The organism is Curtobacterium sp. MEB011 (assembly GCF_030209655.1).
GTDB lineage: Bacteria > Actinomycetota > Actinomycetes > Actinomycetales > Microbacteriaceae > Curtobacterium > Curtobacterium poinsettiae.
This window is the reverse complement of sequence record NZ_JARVRN010000017.1, coordinates 21954-38672: the sequence shown is the minus strand read 5'-3', so window position 1 is coordinate 38672 and position 16719 is coordinate 21954. Positions and strand designations below refer to the sequence as shown.

22 protein-coding genes are annotated in these 16719 nt (G+C 68.2%); 7 read left to right on the top strand and 15 right to left on the bottom strand.

Annotated elements, in window-relative coordinates:
- Window positions 1-202: 202 nt before the first annotated feature.
- From QRN30_RS17275 to QRN30_RS17245, 7 genes are all read left to right on the top strand, one after another.
- Window positions 203-478: a hypothetical protein gene (locus tag QRN30_RS17275; RefSeq protein WP_284761615.1), complete on the top strand. Its 276-nt coding sequence runs from the start codon at window positions 203-205 to the stop codon at window positions 476-478.
- Between the two features lie 79 nt (window positions 479-557).
- Complete coding sequence (locus tag QRN30_RS17270) at window positions 558-764, top strand: helix-turn-helix domain-containing protein (protein WP_284761614.1); 207 nt, start codon at window positions 558-560, stop codon at window positions 762-764.
- Window positions 761-1153 carry a hypothetical protein gene (locus tag QRN30_RS17265; protein ID WP_284761612.1) on the top strand — a complete coding sequence of 131 codons (393 nt, stop codon included), beginning with the start codon at window positions 761-763 and terminating at the stop codon, window positions 1151-1153. The genes QRN30_RS17270 and QRN30_RS17265 overlap by 4 nt, the downstream gene beginning before the upstream one ends.
- Window positions 1146-1289, top strand: a complete 144-nt coding sequence (locus QRN30_RS17260; protein WP_214563288.1) for a hypothetical protein — start codon at window positions 1146-1148, stop codon at window positions 1287-1289. The genes QRN30_RS17265 and QRN30_RS17260 overlap by 8 nt, the downstream gene beginning before the upstream one ends.
- Window positions 1286-1456 (top strand): hypothetical protein, encoded by a 171-nt coding sequence (locus QRN30_RS17255; RefSeq protein WP_284761610.1) that lies wholly within the window; start codon window positions 1286-1288, stop codon window positions 1454-1456. Before QRN30_RS17260 ends, QRN30_RS17255 begins: the two co-directional genes overlap by 4 nt.
- Window positions 1456-1620 (top strand): DUF4236 domain-containing protein, encoded by a 165-nt coding sequence (locus QRN30_RS17250; RefSeq protein ID WP_284761609.1) that lies wholly within the window; start codon window positions 1456-1458, stop codon window positions 1618-1620. Before QRN30_RS17255 ends, QRN30_RS17250 begins: the two co-directional genes overlap by 1 nt.
- A gap of 56 nt (window positions 1621-1676) precedes the next feature.
- On the top strand, window positions 1677-2273 hold the full coding sequence (locus tag QRN30_RS17245) for a hypothetical protein (RefSeq protein WP_284761607.1): 597 nt from the start codon (window positions 1677-1679) through the stop codon (window positions 2271-2273).
- Window positions 2274-2601: 328 nt separating this feature from the next.
- Here the strand turns inward: QRN30_RS17245 and QRN30_RS17240 are convergent, their stop codons facing one another.
- From QRN30_RS17240 to QRN30_RS17170, 15 genes are all read right to left on the bottom strand, one after another.
- On the bottom strand, window positions 2602-3858 hold the full coding sequence (locus tag QRN30_RS17240; protein WP_284761606.1) for an SGNH/GDSL hydrolase family protein: 1257 nt from the start codon (window positions 3856-3858) through the stop codon (window positions 2602-2604).
- Window positions 3859-3869: 11 nt separating this feature from the next.
- Complete coding sequence (locus QRN30_RS17235) at window positions 3870-4340, bottom strand: hypothetical protein (protein WP_284761605.1); 471 nt, start codon at window positions 4338-4340, stop codon at window positions 3870-3872.
- Entirely contained in the window at window positions 4331-4801 is a 471-nt protein-coding gene (locus tag QRN30_RS17230) for a hypothetical protein (RefSeq protein ID WP_284761604.1), read from the bottom strand. The genes QRN30_RS17235 and QRN30_RS17230 overlap by 10 nt, the downstream gene beginning before the upstream one ends.
- A gap of 17 nt (window positions 4802-4818) precedes the next feature.
- Window positions 4819-5064 carry a hypothetical protein gene (locus tag QRN30_RS17225; RefSeq protein ID WP_284761603.1) on the bottom strand — a complete coding sequence of 82 codons (246 nt, stop codon included), beginning with the start codon at window positions 5062-5064 and terminating at the stop codon, window positions 4819-4821.
- Between the two features lie 13 nt (window positions 5065-5077).
- Window positions 5078-5830 carry a hypothetical protein gene (locus QRN30_RS17220; RefSeq protein ID WP_284761602.1) on the bottom strand — a complete coding sequence of 251 codons (753 nt, stop codon included), beginning with the start codon at window positions 5828-5830 and terminating at the stop codon, window positions 5078-5080.
- A 17-nt stretch (window positions 5831-5847) separates the two neighbouring features.
- Window positions 5848-7341 (bottom strand): hypothetical protein, encoded by a 1494-nt coding sequence (locus QRN30_RS17215; protein ID WP_284761601.1) that lies wholly within the window; start codon window positions 7339-7341, stop codon window positions 5848-5850.
- Window positions 7341-8927 (bottom strand): hypothetical protein, encoded by a 1587-nt coding sequence (locus tag QRN30_RS17210; protein ID WP_284761600.1) that lies wholly within the window; start codon window positions 8925-8927, stop codon window positions 7341-7343. Before QRN30_RS17210 ends, QRN30_RS17215 begins: the two co-directional genes overlap by 1 nt.
- Window positions 8927-9886 (bottom strand): hypothetical protein, encoded by a 960-nt coding sequence (locus QRN30_RS17205; protein ID WP_284761599.1) that lies wholly within the window; start codon window positions 9884-9886, stop codon window positions 8927-8929. The genes QRN30_RS17210 and QRN30_RS17205 overlap by 1 nt, the downstream gene beginning before the upstream one ends.
- 15 nt (window positions 9887-9901) lie before the next feature.
- On the bottom strand, window positions 9902-10951 hold the full coding sequence (locus tag QRN30_RS17200; RefSeq protein ID WP_284761598.1) for a phage tail family protein: 1050 nt from the start codon (window positions 10949-10951) through the stop codon (window positions 9902-9904).
- On the bottom strand, window positions 10948-14631 hold the full coding sequence (locus tag QRN30_RS17195) for a tape measure protein (RefSeq protein ID WP_284761596.1): 3684 nt from the start codon (window positions 14629-14631) through the stop codon (window positions 10948-10950). The genes QRN30_RS17200 and QRN30_RS17195 overlap by 4 nt, the downstream gene beginning before the upstream one ends.
- Window positions 14632-14634: 3 nt before the next feature.
- Window positions 14635-15051 (bottom strand): hypothetical protein, encoded by a 417-nt coding sequence (locus tag QRN30_RS17190; protein WP_194589731.1) that lies wholly within the window; start codon window positions 15049-15051, stop codon window positions 14635-14637.
- Window positions 15003-15338, bottom strand: a complete 336-nt coding sequence (locus QRN30_RS17185) for a hypothetical protein (protein ID WP_284761595.1) — start codon at window positions 15336-15338, stop codon at window positions 15003-15005. Before QRN30_RS17185 ends, QRN30_RS17190 begins: the two co-directional genes overlap by 49 nt.
- An 83-nt stretch (window positions 15339-15421) precedes the next feature.
- A complete protein-coding gene (locus QRN30_RS17180) occupies window positions 15422-15634 on the bottom strand; it encodes a hypothetical protein (protein ID WP_284761594.1) in 213 nt (70 codons plus the stop codon).
- A 2-nt stretch (window positions 15635-15636) separates the two neighbouring features.
- Window positions 15637-16191 carry a phage tail tube protein gene (locus QRN30_RS17175; protein ID WP_284761593.1) on the bottom strand — a complete coding sequence of 185 codons (555 nt, stop codon included), beginning with the start codon at window positions 16189-16191 and terminating at the stop codon, window positions 15637-15639.
- Window positions 16192-16300: 109 nt separating this feature from the next.
- Entirely contained in the window at window positions 16301-16711 is a 411-nt protein-coding gene (locus QRN30_RS17170; protein WP_284761592.1) for a hypothetical protein, read from the bottom strand.
- Between the last annotated feature and the right edge of the window lie 8 nt (window positions 16712-16719).

Here is a 16719-nt window from a genome sequence, read left to right as displayed (position 1 = left end):
CACCGTACTTGTAATACGGGGGTTGCGGGTTCAAGTCCCGCTGCCGGCCCCAGAACCCTCCTCGGCGTGTAGCCGAAGGTGAAGCCGATAGTCCCACGGCACCAGATCGGGGGCCAGTCCCCGCGCCGAGGTGAAGCCCAGCGCTTCATTCCGCGGAAGTGAAGCTCAGCGCTTGTCAGCGGCGGCGGGCACACTGCAGCGCATGCCGCAGTACCAGTGGTCCCCTCCCGAGCATCCGGACCCGCCGGAGGATCAGCCGCAGGGCATCGTCGGCGTGGAGTGGTCGGACGCGGTCGACCATGCGCCGGTGTGGGTCGACGTCGAGTTCTCGCGGAGCGGTCGGCAGCGTGTGCCCGGGCTCGTCGAGGCGGATGCCGGCGACCGCGTGTTCGGGCAGCTCGTCTTCATGGGCTTCGTCCACAAGGTGTGGGTCCCTCGCGAGCGGGTCACGCGGCGAGCGCTGAAGCCGCGACGCTGATTGTTGCGCTTGCGCTACGCATGTGCGTATGCTCATCGTATCGATTCCGCCACACAAAGGAGACACTACGATGGCAACCGTGAGTCCGAAGCTCAGCACCACACCCAGCATCGAGATGCGCCGCCGGCTCGTCGCTGCCGGCGACGCCCAGCGCACCGCCGCCGAGGAACTGCAGGCCGCAGTCCTCGACGCCACCCGAGCAGGAGTCAGTGTCCGAGAGATCGCAGCGCTCGCCGACATCAGCACCAACACGGTGCAGCGGTGGCGGAAGGCGGCCGGACTGTGACCGCCCTCACCCCGCAGCAGATGCGGGACCGTGCTGACGAAAACGCCGAGTGGGCACAGACCGCATTTGGCTTGCCGGGTCGAGAGCAAGACGCACGCGAGCTTCTGCTCAATGCAGACATGTTCCGCACCGCCGCCGACCAACTCGACGCGGTGCAGCGTCCGGCAAATCTGACGATCGCCGAGCTCGATACGCAGCCGGGGGGGACCGTCGTGGTTGGCCCGGATGGGTTGATCTGGGAACGGAGCGAGGTCGGCTGCTCCGTCGATGGTCGACTGGCGTGGTTCCCGCTTGTACATGAAGTCGGCTCGAGCTCGCATGAAGTCGGGCACGGGGCACGCGTCATCCTCACCGCCGACACCGCCCCCCAGGAGGAACCCGATGAGTGAGACGACCGACCTGATCCGCCCAACCCGCGCCGACCAGGCGACCCGGATCCTCGTGACCGTCCGCAAGGGACTGTCGACGGCGACGTGGCTCTGCGACGAGCTGCTGGGTGTGCTCGAGCGAGGGAGCAAGCGATGAGCGACGAGACGCCGCCGCAGAGCGAGCTCTACGCGCGCTGGCTCAAGTGGGGCGCGCAACCGGAGCGAGGCCGGTCGCTGCACGACACGGCAGCGCCGGAGCCTTCCTGGGACGGCGCTCTCCACGAGCCTTGGCACTTCGAGTACCAGCCCGAGGCGAAGCGCTGATGGGCCTCCTGTTCCGGAAGAGCAAGCGCATCGGCCGCGGGGTCCGCCTCAACGTCACAGGCCGCGGCGTCTCCGCGTCCGCACGCAAGGGCCCCATCTCCGTCTCATCCAAGGGACACGTCACCATTCGCCTCGGCAAGGGGTTCTCGTTCCGGCTGTTCTGAGCCGCTTCGCGAACGGGGGTAGACAGTGCGAGCGGAAGGCGACCTATGCTCGGACTGTGAAGAAGCACATCATCGCCGCCGCGGGCCTCGCGATCGCTCTCGGTCTCGCCGGCTGCAGCTCGTCCGGATCCGAGACCGCGGGCGGTTCGTCCGCCGAGGTCGAGACCGCCCCAGGCGAGACGAAGGCCGCCCCGACCGAGAACGTCGACAAGACGTGGACGTTCGATTACCAGGGGGCGACCGGCACCTTCAAGCTGACTGGCAACGAAAGTGACCCGACGGTGCAAGCCGTCGACGCCGCTCGGCGCACTGTGGACGGCAAGGAGTACACGCTCATCCCCGTCGAGGTCGACAACACGAACGGCACCGAGAGCCTGAACATGTACGGACTCACCGTCGTGACAAAGGACGGGGAGCAGATCGACAGCGTCGACCTCGCCGACGCGTTCTCCGAATGGACGGACGCCGCGGGGGACGACAACGACAAGGTGTACGACCTCACCGAGGCCAGCAACAAGTACGACATGTTCTACCTCGAACCTGGCGCGAAGGGCACCGCAATCGTCGCCTTCGCTGAGCCCGTGACGTCCGCATGGCGCATCACGGTCCTGCCCGCAGGTGGCTTCGACCAGGTCGAGGCCGCCGCGTCCTGACAGGCGGGCAACGAAGAAAACGCCCCGCCCCTCGAGGAGGGGCGGGGCGTCCAACAATCAGAGATGGATGGTCATCGAACCATGGGAGTCGACGTGTCGGAAACCGCTATACCCATCGCGCGAGCGAGTCACGGGAACGCCGGCAGTATCTGCCCGGAGTGCTCACACGGCTACTCAGAGGGCCGCTTCCATGTCACGGCTTGGCTCGTGGGACTCATCCGGTCTCGCCCTCCTCGCGCTCATTGCGAGTACGAGGAATCATCTGTCGAGTCAGGGCTTGGATTTCCCGGTCCGTGCGGGTGCATTCACACGTTCCATCAGCCTTGAATTACAGGCCAAGACCCACACGCGCGATGCGGGCGATCTCTTCGTGCCCGAACTCGTTGAAGTGGACGTACTGGCTGTCGGTCGCGTAGTCCCAGCCGTGAGCCTGCACGTTCGCCCACGTCGCGAGTTCCTTGTTCACGTCGACCAGCGGCACGGGTACGGAGTTGCTGATCGTGTAGTCACGGCCCACGACGTCAGCGATCGGTCGGTTCGGGTTGCCGCTCGGAGGTGGCGTCAGCAGTGCCGTCTCGATCCCCGCCCCTTGGAGTCCTTGCACTCCGAATGCAAGCGCATTCTGAAAGTCGGGCAGGCCTGAACCGGCCGGATTCTCATTCGCTCCGAACTCGAGGAGCGCCGCAGTGACACCCAGGAGAATAGCGATCTGGCGCGCACGGTCGTTGCTCCCGGCGAGGGCACCACTGGCGGTGTTCCCCCCGACGCCGAGGTTGTGGACAACGACCCCTGCCGGCATCATGAACGAGATTCCGAGCAGGTGGAAGTACGCCGACGCGGATGTGCCTGCACCGAGCGTGACGACCGCGGTGTGGATGCCGTCGGGAACGGTGACGGTGAGCTTCTTGAGAGCCCCCGTGCCGGTGTTCGTGACGCTTGTGGGAGTGCCGCCGTCGATGGTCAGAGACCAGGTCATCGTGAACCAGTCCATGTAGACGACGGTGACCTCTGTGCTGCGCTTCGTGTCTGCGAACGTCGCTGTTGCGCCGGCAGTGTCTCCGGTGATGAGGGTGCTCGTCGTCGCGGACACGATCTTCCATCCGGCGCTGCGCGTCACGCGGGGGTCTGACGTTGCGCTTGTCAGGTTCGACGTGGCCGCGATGAATCCGCTGCCTCCATCCAGGCAGCCATCGGCGACGAGTTGGGCCTGCAGTCGCGCAGGCCACGAGCCAACGCCCTTCGCAACCGAGGATCCTTCGCCGGCAGTGATGCTCGTACCGATTGCAGCGATCGAGGCTCGACCCGTCCCCATTTTCGCTCGAGTCTTCGCGTTGTACCACTTCTTGAACGACAGCGGCGTCCGCTGGTTCGTGACCAGGCCGACCGGCGCGAGCGCAACGCGCAGCGCAGCCATCACTTCCGAGGGGAAGAGCTTCGTCTGCGGGTCGACCGGGGCGTACGCACCCCGCAGAGCGGCCCCCTCCGGCGTGGTTGGGTCGGCGAGGTTCGCGGCGAGACGCGCGCGGATGTCGTCGTCGAGCTGCTTGGTGTCCGAGTCGACGGACGGGAGGAGGTTCGTGCCCATGATGAGCCCTTTCAGTCGTGGGCCGGGTCAGCGTCCGGCTGGTGGTAGTCGGCGCGCATCTGGGCGATGCCGCGCTCGTCGAACGTGCCGTCGAGGTCGTCTTCCGCGAGCAGCTCGCGGATGTGCGCGTCGACCGCGGGGGGCTCGACAGCGCTGCCCCACTGCGCACGCACAGCGCGGATGTACTCACGGAACGCCTGCCGGAGGCTGCGGAGCGTCGACGCGAGCTGCGCGTAGCCGTGCTCGAGGCGTTCCACCCGCTTCACCCACGGCTCGATCGCCTTCGCCACTGCAGCGTCGATACGAGCCTGGGTGTACTTGTCGAGCTCGATCGCCTGGTCGAACTGCGAACCACGCGACTGCTCGCGAGCCTGCGCTTCCTGCACCCGCGACGAGCGCCGTGACGCGTACGTCGCGAACACGCCAGCGATGATCGCGACGACGATCGGCCCGACGTACGGCAGCCAGTCCTTCACTTCCACTGGTGCACCTCTCGGTCTCGGGCGATGTCGCTCACCCTCCACGCCGGCACGATCGCCATGGCGAGGATCGCCCACCCGACACCCGACCGGCCGATGTCGCCACCGACGACGCCTGCGATGAACACGGAACCGGAGTACAGCAGCAGCAGGCCGAGCATGAAGCACTTGCCCCAGAACTCGATCCGCCACAGCAGATTCGGGAACGCGATGCCGACGAGACACACGAGTCCGGTGAGGGACAGCATCAGCCCGAAGGACTGCGCGTATCCCTCACCGAACGAGTCTCGGAGGGCGGGGATCCCACCGAGGTAGCCGAAGATGCCGAACGCGATGGTGAACAGGTCGAAGGCGGGTAGGCCGATGCGGAGCAGCCACCGCACGCGGTCGTCGGCTTCGTCCACTCCGTCCGGGCCCCAGATGGATGCAGCACGGAGCCGCTTGATCAGACGGATGGGGTGCATCCGGTCACCTCCGGTGGTTAGGACGCGGCGTGCTTGGGCTGGCCGTCGTCGCCGAGGCCGTCACCGGCGACGAGCACGTCACCGTCGCCCGGCTTGGTGGGGTCCGTGTTCGGCACCTGCATCGTGGCGATCGCGGTGGCGATCGCGAGGACGAGGGACAGGTACGGTGCCCATTCGGCGGGGATCAGGGTGGTGCCGGCGGTGAGGAGCGCGCCGAGGAGCGCGACGAGGGCCTTGGCGTACTTCTGGATGGTTGCGAGCATGGTGATCGTCTCCTTACTTGAACCGCTTGAGGGCGGCGCGGATGACCTCGAACTCGAGGTCGTTGAACGTGGCGGGCTTCTCGGGGGTGGACTTCTCGACGCGGAGGAGCAGGTCGCGGACCTGGGAGCCGGGGAACGTCTTGCCGGCGACGCGGATGTTCGCGATCTTCCAGGTGCGTGCGCCGATCATGGCGAACCAGTAGCTGGATGCCTTCATGACCTTCATGTCTCGTGCCTCTCTCGGGGCCGGCTTGGTGCCGGTGCTGGTGGTGGTCGGTGCTGGTGCGCGCACGGCGGCGCGTTCGGGGTAGATGTTGAAGTGCCAGATCTCGCGGCTCGAGAAGAACCAGCCGGTGTTGTAGAGGCCGTACTTGCGGCCGATGACACCGTCGGGGTGGTTGCCGTCGAGGAGGTTCCGGGCGCGGTCGCTGATGACTGCGCCGCCCGGGCCGCCGAGGTCCGCGGCGTTGCCGTGGTTCCCCGGGTCGTGGGTCGACGTCCAGGTGCCGCGCGTGAACTCGTCCGGGTGCGGGCCGAGCTCGCAGTACGCGGCGAGGACGCCGTTGCCGTTGAGGTAGTCGACTCGGAGCCCGTACTGGTCGGGGCGGGACCGGTCGGCCTCGTTGACGGTCACGACGATGCCGTAGTCGCGCTTCAGCTCGGCGACGGCGGCGATGAGGTTGTACCCGGCCTGCACGTTCGACATCGCCTGCGGCTTGCCGTGGGTGCGTCCGGGTAGCTCGGATGTTCCGACGATGACCGACATGCTGGTTCTCCTTCGGGTCAGGCGATCTGGTAGTGGCCGAGCAGCAGGAGCCGGTCGGTGTCGATGGCGAGGTTGGGCAGCGAGCCAGTGAGGCGCGTGCCGGTGTCGGTGCTGAGGTACGCGATGCGGTCGAGGTTGCTGCCGTCGGTGTCGCCGTAGACGGCGAAACCGCTGGCGTTCGAGCCGTTGCGGTCGTACCGGCCGGTGAGGATCGGCGTGTAGTTCACGCCAGCCGGCATCACTGCGGGGATGGGGAGCTCGAGGTACCAGCGGCCAGACCCCGGAGCTGGGGTGCCGCGGAAGTAGATCGAGTACTTCACCTCGCAGGTTGCCCCGACGATCTGCCACGTGCAGGTCGCGTAGCCGAGCTGTCCGAGGACCGGGTTGCCCGACATCGCCTTGAGGACGTTCTGGGTCACTCCGGTCGCCTGACCGACGACGACGCGGCCGGTCTTGGGGTCACGGATCTCGTTCACGTAGACCGTGTCGAAGAGCGCACCCGGAGCCTGCATCTGCACGGACGCTGGTCCGTCGCCCGGGTTGGCGATCGTGACGTCGCCGATGAACAGCGAATCGCCGGCGAAAGACAGCCCGTTCTGCCGGGCGGATGCGCCTTCCGGCGGGTCGTCCGGCGCGGGTACGCCCTGAATGTCGCCGGCGAGTGCGTCGTTCGAGTCGTAGAAGTAGACGTGGCCGCGGTCGCTGCTGTCGTTGCGGATCTCGACGCGGGTGCCGGACTGGGAGGTCTGCACCACTTCGGCGACGATCTGCTTCGCCTGCACGACCTTCGCGAAGAGGTAGTCGATGACCGCCTGCGGCATCGTCGCGCCCTCGGTGACGAAGAGGTTCCCGACGTTGACGGTCTGCAGGTTCGCCGTCGACGCCGCGATCTTCATGGCGACGAGGTCGAGGATCGCAGCCTGGCCTGCCGTGAGCTTGCCAACGTCGACGTTCGCGAAAACCTCCGACGCGATCCGGCGCGGCGTCCACACCGGTGCTTCGTAGGTGCCGGTCTGCTGCCACTGACCGACGATGTCCTCGGCGGGGTTGACCATGAACCACGTCGAGCCCGTCGGGGCGGTGCCCTCCGGCTCCTCGTCGGAGTAGAGCAGCAGCGTGATGCCCGCCCCGACGATGACGTTGTCGACCCGGTCGGACAGCCCGGTGATGTCCTCCCCGAACGCTGCGGCGATGTCCTGCAGCGAGTCCAGGATCTCGGCCGCGGCGTCCTCCCGGTCGGCGGCTGCGTCCTCGAAGCGGGCGACCAGGTCGTCGTCGGTGGCCGAGCTGATCGCCTGCAGGTCCGAGACGCCCTCGTTGCCGTCGGCGGCGTCGCCCTGCACGTCCGGCATCGCGTCGTTCGTGACCACCGCCTCGCCGACGACGTCAGTGACGCCCACGGCAGCGTCACCGCCGATCGTGGTGTTCCCGAGCTGAGACGATCGGCCGAGCCGCTCGAGCTGCACCTGGATGGCGTACAGGCGACGCGCGACCTTCTCGGATGCGTCCATCACTCGACTCCTGATCCGTAGGTGAACGAGTCCGTCAGCTGCAGGCTGATCTCGGTCGTGCCGTTCGTGTTCTCGGTGATGCCGACGATGCGGTGCCACAGGCCGAAGTCCCCGTAGTGCGGGACCTTCCCCTGGACGAAGATGTCGTCGCCGAGCGCGTACGAGCCGCGGGGGCTGTTCACGTGCTCGGTCACGACGATCGAGTCGACAGCGAGGGTCTCCTGCCGTGCGACGAGTTCCGCCTGCAGCCGGGTGACCATGTCCTGCTTCGACTTGATGTCCTTCGACTGCAGCGTCGCGACGCGGCGGAGCCGGCCGTCCCGCTTCGAGATCAGCCGGCGGATGGACCCGGCCCCCTCGCCCGCGCCGATGCCGAACACGGTGTTCGCGAAGTCACCCCCGGACGAGGCGGGCTGCAGCCGCACGGCGATGTTCACGCCCTGCTGAAACGTGGGCGCTCCGTCACCCTCGAGGCGGCGGCCGGTGCGCGGGTACGCGATCCGGATGCGGGTCGCCGGGACGTCGCCGGACCAGTAGTGCTCCTCGACCCAGTCGAACGGAGCGTCCTTCGCGAGATCGTCGATGAGTCGCCCGCAGTCCGGTGCCTCCCACGCCTCGAGCGCGTACGCACCACCATCCTCGGACTCCTGCTGCTGCGCGGCGCTCTTCAGCTCCGACGCCTTGTCCTTCCGCTCCTTCATCGTCGCGACGATCGCGGCCTGCGCGTCGACGTCGGCCTGCTGCGCCTTGATGCGAGCGTTCGTGGTGTCGAGGTTGCCGTCGCGGCCGTTCAGGGCGGCTTGGCGGTCGTTGACGACCCCGGTGGCGTCCGTCACGCCGGTCTGTGCGTTCCGGACGGCGGTCTGGGCCGCGGCGATCTTCGCCGGGTCCTTCGTCTTCTGCGCCGCCGTGAGCGCGCTCTTCGCCGCGGTGAGGGCCCGCTTCGCAGCGGTGAGTGCCTTCTTCGCGGCGGTGAGGTCCTTCGACGCGTTCGCGCGGCTGGTGCGCTGCGTGGCGGCCGTCTTCCGGGTGGTCGCGACGATCTTGCGGAGCGCCTGCAGGGTCTTGTTCTCGGCCTTGTAGTCGCGGACCTTCTCGTCGTAGTACGCGACGGCTTCGATGCGTCGCTGTGTGGAGAACGAGCCCACGCGGACCGGGGTGGCACCGACGACGGTGAGGCCGATGTCGGAGTCCGGGAACGACTGCACGTGCGCGACGAGCTTCCGGACGATGGACGCCGGGTCGACCTCGGCCCCGTAGTAGGGCTCGTCGCCGTAGGGGCAGCCGTAGAGGACCGTCGGGAGAGCAGACAGCGTCAGCTTCCACTCGGGGCCGGCGTACGAGACGTCGGTGACGATGCCGCGGAACCGGATCTGGTCGTCGTCGGCGACGGTGACGATGGTGCCCCACTCGTCGAAGAGGGGCTCACCGTCGGACGCGGTGCTGTTCGCCTGCGCGGCGGGGACCGTGATCGGCATCGTCCCGACCGCGGAGAGCTCCCGAGTGGGCGCGCCGGCGGTCATGCCGCGGAAGTCGTACGAGAGCACTTCACCGGTGACGGCGCGCTGGATGATGAACCGCTCCATCAGGCCAGCCGTTCCACGAACTGCACGTCCGCGAGGTAGTACGTCGAGTCGACGGTGAACAGGTAGCCGTCGCCGTCCGAGCGGAGACCGGAGATCCGGAGCGGCTGCTTCGTGCCCTTCACGGCGGCCGGCAGCTTGAGCTCACCAGCGACGACGACCATCTGCCGCGCCTGCCCGTTCTGGGCGGCGTAGTTGTAGTCGTACTGCCCGAACGCGGTCGAGCTGCCGAGGATGAGTCGCAGCGACCCGGCGGCCTTCGCCGCGCTCTGGCCACCCATGAACTCGAGCCGGGCGATGATGTGCGTCGCCCACGGCGGCACGTCCACCTCGTACGTGTTCGTGGTGGGCCACGCGGTGAACGTCGACGAGGTGAGGCGGGCCCCGGGCTCGGCGGATCCGAAGAGCGTCTGCGGCTCCGACCGCGGGTTCGCCAGCGACCGGAGGTCGGTGATCATCGCGTTCGTGACGGTGCCGGTGGACTTCGGCAGGTCGACGCGGGCGAGCTCGATCGCGGACAGGCCCTTGTACTGGTTGAGCTCCTGCAGCGACCGGGTGCCGGCGGGCACGTCGGGGATGATGTCGAACTTTACGTAGGGTCCGTTGCGGGGATCCGCGGGAGCCTGGGCGTTGCCGTCGATGTAGGGGTTGTCGACGCGGCAGATCACCAGGTCGGAGCGGCCCGATGCCGACCCCGTCGGGGTGAACTTCACGCTGCTCGTGTCGGCGACGCCGTTGCGGACGGAGTACGCCTCCTGCGCGGCGACCCGGTTGAGGACCGCGCCGCCGCCGGACGCGACCTTCACGCCGGCACCGGGCACGTCGAGCTGGGTGACCTTGAGGTCGCCGGGGGCTGCGACACCCTGCCGGCCGCCGGTGGCGAGGTACACCAGCTGACGGACGGAGCTCGGGCTGTGCTCGGCGTCGCCGCCGATTGCGAGTGGGACACCATCAAGAGCCATGCGGGGTCGCCCTCCTTAGGGGGTTGGGTACGCGGCGCGCCAGACGATCCGCGCGGTGGGTGCGCCGGACGAGGACGAGCCGGAGAGAGTGAAGGTGTGCGAGCCTGGCGGCAGCGCCGCGGCGGGCAGCAGCGTCGACGTGCGGGTCAGTGACGCGATCTGCGTGCCGTTGCGGAGCACGCTTTGCCGGCCGGGTCGGGTGTCGATCGTGAGCTGCTCGTCGTAGCGGAGCGACGTCGCCGCGGTGAACCGGAACTGGCCGGCGAGCTCGACGGTGGGGTTGAGGATCGGACCGTTGATCGTGATGATCGGCCAGGTGGGAACGTCTCCGAGGACGGTGAAGGTGTTCTCGGCGGTCGTGTACCCGCGTGCCACGAGCGGGAACCGGAGCCCCTCGGCAGTGGTGACCCGCGACGTCGTCGCGTACAGGCCGGAACCCGGCGGCGACTCGATCAGTCCGTCGGGCGAGTACAGGCCGGAACCCGGCGGTTCCTCGGTGAGCCCGGTCGGGAGGTAGAGCCCGGACCCGGGCGAGGACTCGGCGAGGGTGAGGCCCTCGACGTTGCTGTACTCCCGGAAGACGAAGCCACCCGACTGGGACAGCGCGAACGGCACCTGCAGGTAGTCCTCGGGGCCGTACCAGAGGTCGTCCTGGGTGGCGAAGTCGGCGGTGACGCCGACCGCGCCGGAACCGATCGGCATGTACGCGGGAGTGATCCGCCGCGGTCGACCGAACGTCGACCGGCCCGACGGGGCCGTCAGTGTCGCGGTCGCGCCTGGCGTGCGGCGGATGCTGTCCGCTCGCCAGGCCTTCCGGAACGCTGCGTACAGCGCCTCAGCTTCGGCGTCGGTATCGCCGACGGCGTTCAGTCCGAACGCGACCGTCTGTCCCGCGGTGGTGTCGTCGCCGAAGAAGTTCCCGTCGATGCCCGGGAGGGAGCTGTCCTGGTTCTCCCGCTCGGCGTCGCTGATCTCCGGTGCCTTGTCGAACGGGTACCGCGACGACTGCGAGCCGAACAGGATGACCCCGTCCGGCCCGCAGTCGAGCTTCCAGTCGGTGCTCACTTGTGACGTCCTCCCCGCTCGAGCGAGCTCAGGTAGTGGTCGACCTCGGCGAGGTCTTCCTTGATGACCCCGGTCGACTGCAGGGTGAGGCTCCCGACGAGCGGGCCCCGCGGAGCGGAGCGCCGATCGCCAGCGAGGGCGTCGCTGATGCGCGGAGTGAGCGGCACCACGGCCTCGTCGTACCGGCCTTCGCCGACGTTGACGAGCGTCCCGCCCGGGCGGCGGCCGACGAGGGCACCGGCGGCGAGCTGCGGGACGTTCTGGGACATGCCCTTGAACTCGAAGTGCCACGGCTCCCGCTGCGAGAACCCGAGGCCGGTGTTCGCCCAGCCGTACTTCGCGCCGTTCGCGCGGAGCCACGACTGCCCGCCTGCGACGTCGGCAGCACGGCCGAGACCGTGCACGGACGTGCCGACGGGAGCAGCGAGGTTGCCGCCGTTCTGGAACAGCGACCACCGGTACGCCTGCGCCTTGAGGTCGCGGTAGCCCTCCGTGAGCCGGAGGACGCCACCCGATGCCTTGTTGGCGAGGTTCCACGCGGCGGCGGCTCCCTTCTGCAGGAGTCCGCCGGTCGCGCCGACACCGGAGCCGGGAGCGAAGCCGCTGGCCTTGGCGAGCGCTGACGACGGGAGCTGCCCGTTCGCGCCGTTGCCGCCGAAGGCACCGACGTCGGAGGCGATCCCCTTGATCTTGTCGATGACGCTCGAGAGGACCTTGCCACCGACGCCCTTCGCCATGTCGAGCATCGCGCCGGCACCGGGGACCTTGCCGATGAGGCCCTTGACGAGCTTGCCGAGGGTGCCCATCGGGTCGGATACGACCGACTGTGCGGTCTCGGCGGCGTTCTTCGTCCAGTCCCACGCCTTGCCGGCCTTGCCCTTGAGCCAGTCCCACCCGGACGCGATGTTCTTCTTCGCGTCGGTGACGAGGCCGCCCTTGGCGTAGCCGTTGCGGGCGATGTCGTGGAGCCGGCCGACGCCGAGTCGGGCGGTCTGCTCCTTGGTGAAGACGAACTCGCCTGCGTGGACGATGCCGGCGGGGTCGTACTTACCGCCGGGGCCCGTGTAGCCACCCGTCGCGAATCCCTTGGGGAGGGACACGTTCGGCAACGGCTTGGTGTGGAAGACCTTCGCGAGCTTGTTGAAGTTCCCGATGATCCCGTCACGGATGACGGTCTCGACGATGAACTTGATCGGGGCCTTCACGACCGACTTGACCAGGTCCCAGGCCTTGCCGATCCCGTCCTTCATGGCGGTGAACGCCTTCGGAACGGTGTTCTTCGCGATGTCGACGATCTTGTCGAAGACCGGCTTGATCCAGGAGTTCCAGACCCCGCGGACGACCGTGCCGATCGCGGAGAAGACCGGCCGGATGATCGTGTCGCGGAGCCAGGTGAACACCGGGCCGAGGGTGTTGCGAAGGAACCCGACCACGGCCGAGAAGATCGGCATGACGAGCCCGTTCCACCACGCGGAGAACATGGCACCGATCCAGGTGAAGACCGGCGAGATCACGCCCGACCACAGCCACGAGAAAGCCGCACCGAGGGTGCCCCGGACGAAGCCAACGACGAAGCCGAAGATCGACGACACCGTGGTCCACCAGACCGAGATCGCTGCACCGATCCAGGTAAAGACCGGCTGGATGACGCCGGTCCACAGCCAGTTGAAGGCCACACCGAGGGTGTTGACGATCAGGCCGACGATCCCGGAGATGGCCGAGGCGAAGATGCCGCCTGCCCAGACGACGATCGCGACGATCAGCTGGAAGATCGGGAAGATCCAGTCGTTCCAGAGGTAGCCGATCGCATTGCCGATCGCGGTGAGCGGCGGCTGGATGTAGTTCGTCCACAGGGCGACGAAGAACCCGCCGACGGTCTGCACAGCGAGGCCGATACCGGCGAACGCGGGCTGCAGGATGGTCTGCCACAGCCAGGTCGCCCCAGCGGCGATCCCGTCCCATGCGGGCTTGATCGCGTTCTCCCAGAGCCACACGAAGGCGTCGCCGACCGCCGCGACCGCGACCTTGATCGCGGCGAAGACGGTCTGCACGATGGCCTGCCCGAGCTTCGTCTGCGTGAAGAACCAGACGAGCCCGGCGACGAGCGCGCCGACGATGGCGATGATGATGCCGACCGGCCCCATCGCGACCTTCACGGCAGCGCCGAAGATGCGAAGCGCGCCAGCACCGATGAGCGTCGCGACGGTGCCGACCGTCGTCGCCGCGGTCGAGATCCGCTGCGCGAGGGTGAGACGGCCGAGCGCCGAAGCGTTCTGGTTGGTGACGCCGGTGTTGGCCGCGGTCGCGGCAGCGGAGACGCCCATGCCGCGAGCAGCCGCGTACTCGAGGCGCGCGGCCTCGAGGCGGAGGATGTTCCGCTTGATCTGCACCGGCAGGGCCAGGAGCTCGGCGGTGCGGAGCACGACCGACGCCGCTGCCGTTGCTCGGGAGGCGAGCTGCCAGGCGATGAAGCCGGCAACGATCAGGGGCATGTACTTGACGATCGTGTCGACGTGGTCGGCGAGGAACCCGAGGACGCCCGCGAGGACGGTGATCCCGGCCGCGGCGAGCTTGCCGGCGGAGTCGCCGAGCTCCGGGAGCTGGTCGCGGAACGCGGTGAAGGCCGGAGCGAGCTTGGACAGGGACGCGCCGACGCTGCCGAGGGCGGTGTCGGTGTCGCCGCTGCTGCTGAGCGAGGAGAAGACGTCACGGACCTTGCCGACGAACGCCTCCGCGCCGGCGATGACCTTACCGAAGTCGACCCGGTCGATCCACCCGGCGAGGGCTGCCATCCCCTTCGTGACCTTCTCGTTGAGGACGTCGGCGAAGGGCTGCAGGGCGACGCCGGCGCGGTCGACGGCGTTCATGACGGAGGTGAAGAGCGCGGGTGCGCCGGAGACGGCTCCGGAGAGGAACATCGCGCCGAGGCGGCCCAGGGCGGCACCCATGTTCGCGGCAGCGCCGCGGACGGTCTGCCCGGATGCGAGGGCAGCGCCGCCGATGTTCTTCTCGATGACCTTGCGGAAGGTCTCCGAGTCGACCTCGCCCTTGCGGACCATGTCGGACAGGTCGTCGGCGGAGACCTTGTACTCGTCCTGCAGCCACTGGAAGATCGGGATGCCCCGGTCGGCAAGCTGGTTGAGGTTGTCGGTGTAGACCTTGCCGCTGGTGGTGGTCTTGTTGATGATCGAGCCCATCTCGCCCAGCGACGAGCCCGCGATGGTGGCTGCGTCTGCGGTGAGGGAGAGGTACTTCGTGAGGTCGCGGCCGGGCTTGATGCCCGCGGCGACAGCGGACGCGGCAACGCCTGCAGCGTCGCCGAGTCCGAACGCGGTCCCCTTCACGGACGCGAGAGCGCTGTCCATGATGGTCGCGATGCCGTCGACGTCGTGGCCGAGGCCCTTGAGCTTGCCCTTGGCGGAGTCGATGTCGAGGAGCCGGTCGAGGCCCTTCTTCGCGGCGACGCCGGCGATGGTCGCGCCGATGGCGGTGACGGCCCCACCGACGACGGCGGTGGTCTTCAGGGCCATCGACCCGACGGACTTCAGGAAGCTGCCGGACATCTTGCTGCCGACCGAGGTGCCGAGCGCCTGCGGGTTGATCTCCCGCTCGATGGCGCGCCCGGCACCCTTCGCCTGCGGGACGACGGAGACGTAGGCGATCGCGGATTCGGTCGACATCGGTCAGCCCCTGTTCTTTCGCAGCACCTCCCGTGCTTCTGCAGGGGAGAGATCGGTCTTGCCGAGTCGGCTCGTGTTGTTGTCCTGCCAGGGACGCGGGTACGGCTTCGGCCGCCGGCCGTTGCTGTTCGCCGCATAGAAGGCGTCGATGAAGTCCGCCATCTGGACCCACTCGCGCGAGACGGGGAAGTCCCAGCCGTGCGTCGCGGCGAACAGCACGGACGACGTGTCGCGGGTGGCGACACGCAGAAGGCGGTCGACCAGTACGTGGTCGACCGCCTTCCGGTCTGGGGTGTCGTCGCCGCCGATGTCGTCGATGTCGATGCGGAGCTGGTGCAGCTCCCAGACGAGTTCGTCGGGGTAGGACTCCGCTAGTTCCCGGAGCCCTTGGATTCCCCCAGGCCGACGTGCTCCGACCATGCCTCGAAGACCGGGCCGAGGTCCTCCATGTCGAGGGCCGCCTTGAAGTCCTCGGGGACGACGAGTGCGTAGAAGGCGTCGACGAGCGCGACGCCGACTTCGCGCTGCCACTGCTCCTGCACGTCCTTCGCGGGGTTCTTCGGCTTCTTGTTCTGCGCCTGCGCGGTGAGGATCTCGGCGGGGATGCGGCCGGGCAGCGTGTACTCGGTGCCGTCGTACTCGACGACGAGTGCGGGGCGGCTCTTGGCCTTGATCTGCAGTGCCTTCACGGCGGTGGTCTCGGTCATGCGTATCTCCTGGCTCGGTTGAGAGTGCTCGGGTGGTGGTGAGGAGGCGTGCCGGGGCCCGAGCGCCCCGGCACGCCGGTGGTTCACTCCTTGGGCGCGGTCGCCTTGGGAGTGGTCTTCGGGTCCGACACCGAGGCGTCAGCGGCGAGCGGCGCGGTCTCCGGGCCGGTCACCTTGACGTCGTCTCCGGTGACGCGGACCCAGTAGTTCTTGTCCTGCTTCTCGCGCTGCTCCGGCGTGACCTGACGGACCTCGCCGGTGTGGACGTGGCGGACGAACATGCTCTTGGCGCTCATGCTCAGGCCCCCGTCGTGTCGAGGGACGCGTACCACTTCATGGCCGAGTAGGACTCGTCGCCGTCGGTGATGGCGTAGCCGGTGACGGTGAGCTCGTACCCGATCGGGTCGCCGTTCACGTACACCTGGTCGCCGACCTCGGTGACCTCACCCGAGGGCACCGAGACACGGATGACCTCGTCGCCATCGATGACGTCGAAGACGTACGACTTGCGCCCACCGGTCTTGCCCGGGTCGATCTTGATCGAACCGTCAGCGGCGACCTGAACGCCGTAGTACTCCTCGATCGTCTCCTTCTTCGTCTCGATCAGCACGAACTGGTACTTGATCGAGGACTCGGTGACGGGCTCGCGGACGAGCGCGGCGTTCTGCCAGGCCCGGATCTGGTTCGTCGAGCGGTCGCGGGTCTCGGTGAGACCGCCATCGCTGATGTAGCCGAGATCCTTGTGGTCGACGCCGAGTGCGCTGGTCGCGCTGGTCGGCTTGGCCGCGGTCGTCGGGGCGACGTACGCCGCACCGGTGACCGCGACGCGGACGTTCTCTGAGTTCAGGGACACGTGGACCCTTCCTTCCAGTTGTGATGTGGCGGGCGTGTGCCCCTGGCATCCCTGCTCGGTGGGAGGAATGAGAGAAGCCCCGCCAGTGGCAGGGCTTCGAGATGGTGGGTCAGAGGTTGCGACCGCGATGTCGCAGCTCGAGCTGCGCGGTCTGCTTGAAGTAGCCGTCCGCCGCGAGATCCGCGTTCGGGCCACCGTTGACCTCGGCAAACGTGATCGGGGAGCCGTCGACCATGCCGCCGGCACCGCGCGAGGTTGCCAGCGCGAGGACGAGGTTGATCAGGTCGACCGTGTCGCCCTGATCGTCGGTGATGACGTCGACCGTGACGTAGGAGGTCCGAACGGTGTTGCTGGTGCCGCCGCCCGCACTTGTCGTCAGCACGACCGCGCGGCGGCTGTCCGGCGACTTCCGGTCGGAGACCTCGACGCGGGCCGCGTACGGCTCGGTGCGGGCCGTGAGGAGGGCGTCGGTGCGCCGGATAAGGTGGGCGAGGAAGTCGTCGTAGACGATGCCGTGCACGGGTCCTC

Coding starts and splice junctions, on each gene's coding strand:
- QRN30_RS17275 (WP_284761615.1), top strand. CDS start 203: ATGCCGCAGTACCAGTGGTCCCCTCCCGAGCATCCGGACCCGCCGGAG.
- QRN30_RS17260 (WP_214563288.1), top strand. CDS start 1,146: ATGAGTGAGACGACCGACCTGATCCGCCCAACCCGCGCCGACCAGGCG.
- QRN30_RS17255 (WP_284761610.1), top strand. CDS start 1,286: ATGAGCGACGAGACGCCGCCGCAGAGCGAGCTCTACGCGCGCTGGCTC.
- QRN30_RS17250 (WP_284761609.1), top strand. CDS start 1,456: ATGGGCCTCCTGTTCCGGAAGAGCAAGCGCATCGGCCGCGGGGTCCGC.
- QRN30_RS17240 (WP_284761606.1), bottom strand. CDS start 3,858: ATGGGCACGAACCTCCTCCCGTCCGTCGACTCGGACACCAAGCAGCTC.
- QRN30_RS17230 (WP_284761604.1), bottom strand. CDS start 4,801: ATGCACCCCATCCGTCTGATCAAGCGGCTCCGTGCTGCATCCATCTGG.
- QRN30_RS17225 (WP_284761603.1), bottom strand. CDS start 5,064: ATGCTCGCAACCATCCAGAAGTACGCCAAGGCCCTCGTCGCGCTCCTC.
- QRN30_RS17220 (WP_284761602.1), bottom strand. CDS start 5,830: ATGTCGGTCATCGTCGGAACATCCGAGCTACCCGGACGCACCCACGGC.
- QRN30_RS17215 (WP_284761601.1), bottom strand. CDS start 7,341: ATGGACGCATCCGAGAAGGTCGCGCGTCGCCTGTACGCCATCCAGGTG.
- QRN30_RS17210 (WP_284761600.1), bottom strand. CDS start 8,927: ATGGAGCGGTTCATCATCCAGCGCGCCGTCACCGGTGAAGTGCTCTCG.
- QRN30_RS17205 (WP_284761599.1), bottom strand. CDS start 9,886: ATGGCTCTTGATGGTGTCCCACTCGCAATCGGCGGCGACGCCGAGCAC.
- QRN30_RS17195 (WP_284761596.1), bottom strand. CDS start 14,631: ATGTCGACCGAATCCGCGATCGCCTACGTCTCCGTCGTCCCGCAGGCG.
- QRN30_RS17190 (WP_194589731.1), bottom strand. CDS start 15,051: ATGGTCGGAGCACGTCGGCCTGGGGGAATCCAAGGGCTCCGGGAACTA.
- QRN30_RS17185 (WP_284761595.1), bottom strand. CDS start 15,338: ATGACCGAGACCACCGCCGTGAAGGCACTGCAGATCAAGGCCAAGAGC.
- QRN30_RS17180 (WP_284761594.1), bottom strand. CDS start 15,634: ATGAGCGCCAAGAGCATGTTCGTCCGCCACGTCCACACCGGCGAGGTC.